The organism is Streptomyces sp. MB09-02B, from assembly GCF_033794485.1.
Lineage (GTDB): Bacteria > Actinomycetota > Actinomycetes > Streptomycetales > Streptomycetaceae > Streptomyces.
In genome coordinates this window covers 1-6,472 of the sequence record NZ_JARGEE010000467.1, presented here as the reverse complement: position 1 = coordinate 6,472, position 6,472 = coordinate 1, and the positions used below count along the sequence as shown (strand labels likewise).

At 70.5% G+C, this 6,472-nt stretch carries 6 protein-coding genes; 5 read left to right on the top strand and 1 reads right to left on the bottom strand.

Going from position 1 to position 6,472, the window contains the following annotated elements:
* The first annotated feature begins 217 nt into the window (after window positions 1-217).
* The 5 genes from P1P70_RS38100 (at window position 218) to P1P70_RS38080 (ending at window position 5,653) form a co-directional block, all read left to right on the top strand.
* Window positions 218-1,711 (top strand): Y4yA family PLP-dependent enzyme, encoded by a 1,494-nt coding sequence (locus P1P70_RS38100; protein WP_319245937.1) that lies wholly within the window; start codon window positions 218-220, stop codon window positions 1,709-1,711.
* On the top strand, window positions 1,708-3,051 hold the full coding sequence (locus P1P70_RS38095) for a pyridoxal-phosphate dependent enzyme (protein ID WP_319245935.1): 1,344 nt from the start codon (window positions 1,708-1,710) through the stop codon (window positions 3,049-3,051). The genes P1P70_RS38100 and P1P70_RS38095 overlap by 4 nt, the downstream gene beginning before the upstream one ends.
* 4 nt (window positions 3,052-3,055) lie before the next feature.
* Complete coding sequence (locus P1P70_RS38090) at window positions 3,056-4,258, top strand: aminotransferase class V-fold PLP-dependent enzyme (protein ID WP_319245933.1); 1,203 nt, start codon at window positions 3,056-3,058, stop codon at window positions 4,256-4,258.
* Between the two features lie 88 nt (window positions 4,259-4,346).
* A complete protein-coding gene (locus tag P1P70_RS38085) occupies window positions 4,347-5,123 on the top strand; it encodes a class I SAM-dependent methyltransferase (protein ID WP_319245930.1) in 777 nt (258 codons plus the stop codon).
* A gap of 110 nt (window positions 5,124-5,233) precedes the next feature.
* Window positions 5,234-5,653: a transcriptional repressor gene (locus P1P70_RS38080; RefSeq protein ID WP_319245928.1), complete on the top strand. Its 420-nt coding sequence runs from the start codon at window positions 5,234-5,236 to the stop codon at window positions 5,651-5,653.
* Between the two features lie 82 nt (window positions 5,654-5,735).
* Here P1P70_RS38080 and P1P70_RS38075 read toward each other — a convergent pair.
* Window positions 5,736-6,472: ATP-binding cassette domain-containing protein (locus tag P1P70_RS38075; protein WP_319245926.1), on the bottom strand; the 737-nt coding region annotated here is incomplete at its 5' end.

The following is a 6,472-nucleotide window of genomic DNA, read 5'->3' as shown; positions in this document are numbered from 1 at the left end:
CTCCCCCCACCCCCACGTGCCCTCTCTTCGCGCCCCTGAACTGCTGCAGAGAACCCGCGGGTGGCCGAACCCTGCCTGCTCCCGCTCTCAGGGCTTAAAGGCACATACAACGGGAAATGATGATCCCCGAACGGTTGTCTGAGTGGCTGCCGGCGCTCGACGGTGTCGCTCGACCGCCGGGGGCTGCAGCCGCCCGTGCCCGGAAAGGGGGCCTGCCGTGCGTGCGCCCTTGTATCTGCAGCCGCGGTTGGAGCCACCGCTCGACTCGCTGCTGGAAGCCGCGTCCTTCCTCCACTCCCTCGCCGAATCGCTCGGCTCACCGCTCAACGTGCTACTGCCCGACCGGATCGTCGAGAACGCGGCGGGGTTCCGCGGCGTCTACCGCGGTCACCACCTCGCCGGCCGGGTGTACTTCGCGCACAAAGCCAACCAGGCGCACAGCCTGGTGCGGCGGCTGACGGCGACCGACCCGGCCGCGGTGGGCATCGACGTCGCCTCACTGGGCGAGTTGCGGCACGCGCTGGAGTGCGGATTCACCGCCGACCGGATCATGGCCACGGGTCCCAAGGACCGCGAGTTCCTGTGGCTGGCCGCCCGCACCGGTGCCTGCGTGAACATCGATTCCCCGGCCGAACTCGAGCAACTGGCCGGGCTGATACGGACGTACGATCTGCCCCGAGCGGATGTGCTGCTGCGGCTGTCCGAGTTCGAGGCCTCCGCGTCCGCCGCGTCGGGCACCCGGGTGCTCTTCCGGCGCAGCCGCTTCGGCTCGCCCGTGCGGGAGGTGGACCGCCTGCTCGACGCGGTCGAACGGTACCGGGACGCCGTCCGGTTGACGGGGGTCGCCTACCACCTGGACACCACCGGCGTCACGGAGAAGGCCGTCGCGCTGGAGAGTTGCATCACGGTCATGGACGAGTGCCGCGCCCGGGGAATGGACCCGCGGGTCATCGACATCGGCGGCGGTTTCGGGGTCGGTTATGTCGCCGACGCGGGACAGTGGGAGCACTACACCACCGAGCTGGCCCAGGCCGTGCTCGGTGCCCGTCCCGCGCTGACGTGGCGCGGCCACGGCTACGGTCTGCGGAACGAGGGCGGCACCCTGCGCGGGACGCAGGCGCTCTACCCGGCCCACCGTGCCACCGCGGGGCCCGGGTATCTCGACGAGTTGCTGTCCCACCCCGCCCCGGCCTCGGGCCGCCCGCTGGGCACACTGCTCCTGGAGCACCTCTACGACCTCGTGTGCGAACCGGGCAGGGCACTCGTCGACCAGTGCGGACTGACGCTCGCCCGCGTGCTGGACGTGCGTCGGGCCGGCGCCGACTCGGACGACCTCCTGGTGCGCCTCGGGATGAACGCCGGTGACGTGAGCCTGGAGGAGCACGGTGTGCTCGTCGACCCGGTGCTCCTCCCCCGCCCCGGAGCCCGACCGGACGCCGACGGCGGGCCGGTGGGGGTCTATCTGGCCGGCAACCTGTGCCTGGAGGCCGATCTGATCACGCGCCGCAAGGTCTTCCTGCCCCGGATGCCACACCCCGGTGATCTGTTGGCCTTCGTCAACACCGCCGGATACGCGATGGACTTCCACGCCCACCACGCGCAGAGGCAGCCGGTCGCCCGCACGGTCGCCGTCACAGCGGAAGGGGACTCCTGGCACTGGTGCCTGGACGAGGAGTACTGGCCGATCACGCGAGGGGGACCGGTTTCATGAGGTACGACAGCATCACGGACGCCATCGGCAACACGCCACTGGTGCGCATCGATCCGGCCGTGCACGGGCTGCGCCACATCGACCTGTACGCGAAGCTGGAGATGCTCAACCCCTTCGGCTCGGTCAAGGACCGGGCCGCATGGCACATGGCCCGCCCCGGTCTCGCCTCGGCGGCGGAGCGCGGTGCGACGGTCGTGGAACTGTCGAGCGGCAACACGGCCAAGGCCCTCGCCCTGCTCGCGGGGATGCACGGTCTCAAGTTCAAGAGCGTCACCAACCGTATGCGGGTGCCGGAGATCAAGGAGCTTCTCCTGCTGCTGGGCGCGGAGATCGAGGAGCTGCCGGGGCAGAGCGAATGCCTCGACCCGACCGACACCGACGATCCTCTGACCCGCTTCTACCAGGCGCTCACCGAGGACGGAAACACGTATCTGCACACGGACCAGTACTTCAACGCGCGCAACACCGAGGCCCATGCCACGGGCACCGGCCCCGAGATCGTCAAGGACCTGGACGGACGGGCGCCGGACTGCTTCATCGCCTGTGTCGGGACAGCGGGCTCCTCCACGGGCGTCGCCCAGGTGCTGCGCGAACAGGATCCCGGAGTACGGGTGGTCGGGCTCGTCGCCCACAAGTCGGACTTCATCCCCGGCATCCGCACCATCGACGAGGTGCATCAGGTGGGCCTGTTCGACCCGGCGACCTACGACACCATCGAATCGGTCACCGCCGACGAGGCCATCGACGGGATGCTGACTTTGATCCGCCGCTGCGGACTGCTGGCCGGCCCCACCGGCGGCGCCGCCTATGAGGGAGCCGTACGCCATCTCCGTACGGTGGACGCGGAATTGGAACAGGTGGGTACGGCGGAGCGGCGGACGGCGGTGTTCATCGTCTGCGACCGCGCCGAGAGCTACCTCAGTTACGTGCGGCAGCGCCGCCCCGAGCTCCTGGGCCGACCGCCCCGGAAGAACTCCGCCGCTGCCCTGTCCGACGCCGAGGTGCGAGCGCAGGCCACGGTCATCGACACCGCGGACGCGCGGCGGTGGATCGAGGACGGGCGACCGCGGCCCCTCGTGGTCGACCTGCGCGGCCCGCACGCGTACGCCGCGCTGCACATCGACGGCTCGGTCAACATCGCCGACGAGCTGTTCGAGGAACTCGTGCGCGGCGGGCTGCCGTTCAGCAAACGGCAGCCGGTGCTGCTGGCCTGCCCGGTCGGCGAGAAGTCGGCCCGCTATGCCGCGCTGCTGACCCGCATGGGCCACCCCGACGTGCGCAGTCTCACCGGCGGGATCGTCGCGTGGCGCGACGCCGGTGCGCCGCTGGTGAGGGACTGACGCCATGACCGATCCCGCTCTGACAGAACTGGCGGACTGGCACGGGGAGTTGCGGGAGCAGTTCCCCATCCTCACCGCACACCCGGAGGTGACCTACCTGGACAGCGCCGCCACCTCGCAGAAGCCGCAGGCCGTGCTCCACGCCGTGCAGAGGTATCTGACAACGGAGAACGCCAACGCCGGGCGGGGCAGCTATCCGTGGGCCAACCACACCACGGCACTGGTGGAACGGACACGACAGCGGGTCAAGGAGTTCCTCCGCGATTCCGAACCGGAGCGCTCGGGCGTCCACTTCACCAGCGGCACCACCGAAGGTCTGCGGAGCATCGCCCGTGACTGGCTCCCCGGCCACCTCACGGACGGCGACGAGATCCTCGTCCCCTTCGCCGACCACCGGGCGAACCTGGACCCGTGGCAGGAGGCGCGGCGGCTGCTGGCGGGGCAGGGCGTCACGGTGCGCCTGCGCGAGCTGCCGTACCAGGAGTCGTCCGGCGACTACGACCACCGGGCGCTGGCCGGAGTCGTCGGCCCGCGCACCCGCTTCGTCGCCGCCACACACGTCCACCACGTGTACGGCGGCGACATGAACGTGCATCGCATCCGGGAGGCGGTCGGTCCGGACGTGCCGATCTGTCTCGACGCCGCCCAGAGCATCGGCCATCTCCCGGTGTCCGTGAACCAGCTCGACGTGGACTTCGTCGTCTTCTCCGGGCACAAGGCGTTGGCCCTGCCCGGTTCCGGCGCCGTCTGGGCCCGTAACGCACCCGGACGCGGAGGGGAGTTCCGGCCCGGCGGCTGGAGCGGCACTCCGAACACCGTGGGCATCGCCTCCCTGGAAGCCGCGCTCGACTGGCTGGACGCGGCGGACACCGAGCGGATCGCGCGCTGGACGTCCGCCCTGGGCACACGGCTCACCGAGGGGCTCCGCCGTCTGACTCCGTACGAGATCCTGGGCTGTCAGATCAGTCTGGGCACCGAATCAGCCGTGCAGCGACGCCACAGCATCGTGACCTTCCGGCATCGCGAGATCCCGTCGGACGACCTGGGGTTCATCCTGTACAGCCACGGCTTCATGGTGCGGGCCGACAACCTGTGCCAGGCGGGTACGGACAAGCAGGACGGATCGGTGCGGGTCAGTCTCCATGTCTACAACACCGCGCAGGAGATCGACCGCCTTCTGGCCGTACTGACGACCTTGGGACAGTAATCGGCCAGTCGAATGGAAACCGTTTCCAATAAGGGGTAAGTTCTGTGCTCCCCCGGCGAATTGAGAGACGGAAGAGGCGACGCGAAGCATGGGCGTAAGTATGGAGACGGCCAAGCTGTGGGTGGACCGCTGGGAACGGCAGCAGGAGCACTACGCCATCGCCCGCGAGGAGCGCTTCACGGTCATAGCCGACGTCGTCGAACACGTCGTCGCCCACCAGGACCGGCCCTTGGTCCTCGATCTCGGCTGCGGCCCGGGATCGCTGGCCTCCAGGCTGGCCGAGAGGTTGCCGGACGCGGAGATCGTCGCCGTGGACATGGACCCGGTCCTTCTGGAACTCGGCCGTACCCAGCACGCGGATGCCGCCCGCTACGTGGACGCCGTGATCGGGGGCAGCGGTTGGACCGACACCCTCGGTCTGGACCGCCCCCTGGACGCGGTCGTCTCGACCACGGCCCTCCACTACCTCTCGCAAAGGACCCTGCTGCGGACCTACCGCCGACTGGAGAGCCTGCTGCGCCCCGGAGGCACCCTGATCAACGGCGACCACTTCCCCCCGGACCCCCCGGACGACCGGCGTTGCTCGGAGCTCACCGCCCATGTGGGGCGACGACGGGCCGAACGCTCACGCACGCACGACCACGAGACCTGGGACGCCTGGTGGGGCGCTGCCGCCCAGGATCCGGAACTGGCCGACCTCTTCGCCCAACGCGAGCAGCGGCAGGCGGCGCTCGCCGGCCACGGGATCGACAACGACCTGACGCTGGCCCACCACAGCGACCTCCTGGCGCAAGCGGGGTTCTCCCACATCACCCCGGTCTGGCAGTTCGGCGACAGTCACGTCCTGGTCGCGCTCAAGGACTGACCGGCCTGCTGACCCTGTCGCAACTGTTGGGCCCGTTGCACCTGTTGGACCTGTTGGACCCGTTGGAGAGGACGTCATCGGCGATGCGGCACGACGCTGGAGGTACCGGCGTGAACCTCCCGACCGCCCGGCAGCGGGCGACCTGGCAGAGCTCAGCCGTCGTCGAGGCCCTCACGAAGTGCCATGGCTTCGTGTCCGCGCAGGACCTGCACACACGCGTCGTGGCCGGCGGCACGCACATCGGGCTGTCGACTGTCTACCGCGTGCTTCGGGACCTGGAGGCGACGGGCAGTGTGGACGTCGTGCAAGCAGGCGGCGGCGGGCGGTTGTTCCGGCCGCGGCCGGCCGACGGGCACCGGCACTACCTGATCTGCCGCCGATGCGGCCACAGCCGACCGGTGGACTCCCAGGCCGTCGAGGAGTGGGCCGAACGTGTCACCGCCGACTGCGACTTCGCCGCCGTGGAGCACACCGTCGAACTCACCGGTGTGTGCTCCGGTTGCCAGTCCCGCCCCGACAGCACGGGCTGAAGGCGACCGTACGCAACAGCTGAAGGCGACCGTGCACAGCATTCGCGCCTCCCGTGACCGTCTCACGCTCCGACACGGGGTGTCACAGTGGCGTGAGGGTGAGGACTCGGTTGAGCGCGCCGTCGGGGCGGGCGGTCAGTTCGGCCCAGGTGCCTTCCTCCACGATGCGGCCGGATTCCAGCACGGCGATACGGTCCGCGCGGCGGATCGTCGCGGGGCGGTGCGCGATGACGATGGTCGCGCGGTCGCCCCGGGCCAGCGCGGCGGCGAGTCGGGCGTCGCCACCGTTGTCCAGGTGGGCGGTCGTCTCGTCCAGCACGAGCACCCTGGGTTCGGCCAGCAGGGCGCGGGCGAGGGCGATACGGGCGCGCTGGCCGCCGGAGAGGGTGGAGCCGCGCTCCCCGACGAGGGAGTCCAGGGAGGCGATGCCGTCGACGCCGCACAGCCGGGCGGTCGCGGCCAGGAGTTCGTCGTCCGCGTCCGGTGCGGCGAGGCGCAGGTTCTCGGTGAGGGTGCCGTGGAAGAGGGGGGTCTCCTGGCCCACGACGGCGACGGCACGGCGCAGTTCGGTGTCGGCCACGTCGCGGAGGTCGACGGGGTCGCCGTCGCGGGGCAGCAGGTGGACCGCTCCCTCGGACGGGTCCCAGAAGCGGGCCAGCAGGTGGGCGCAGGTCGACTTGCCGGCCCCCGAGACGCCGACCAGGGCGAGGGTCTGCCCTGCGGGGACCGTCAGCTCGACCGCGTCCAGTACGGGCCGGCCCCCGTAGTCGAAGCTCACCTGGTGCAGCCGGACGCCCAGCGGACCGGGTGGGAGCAGTA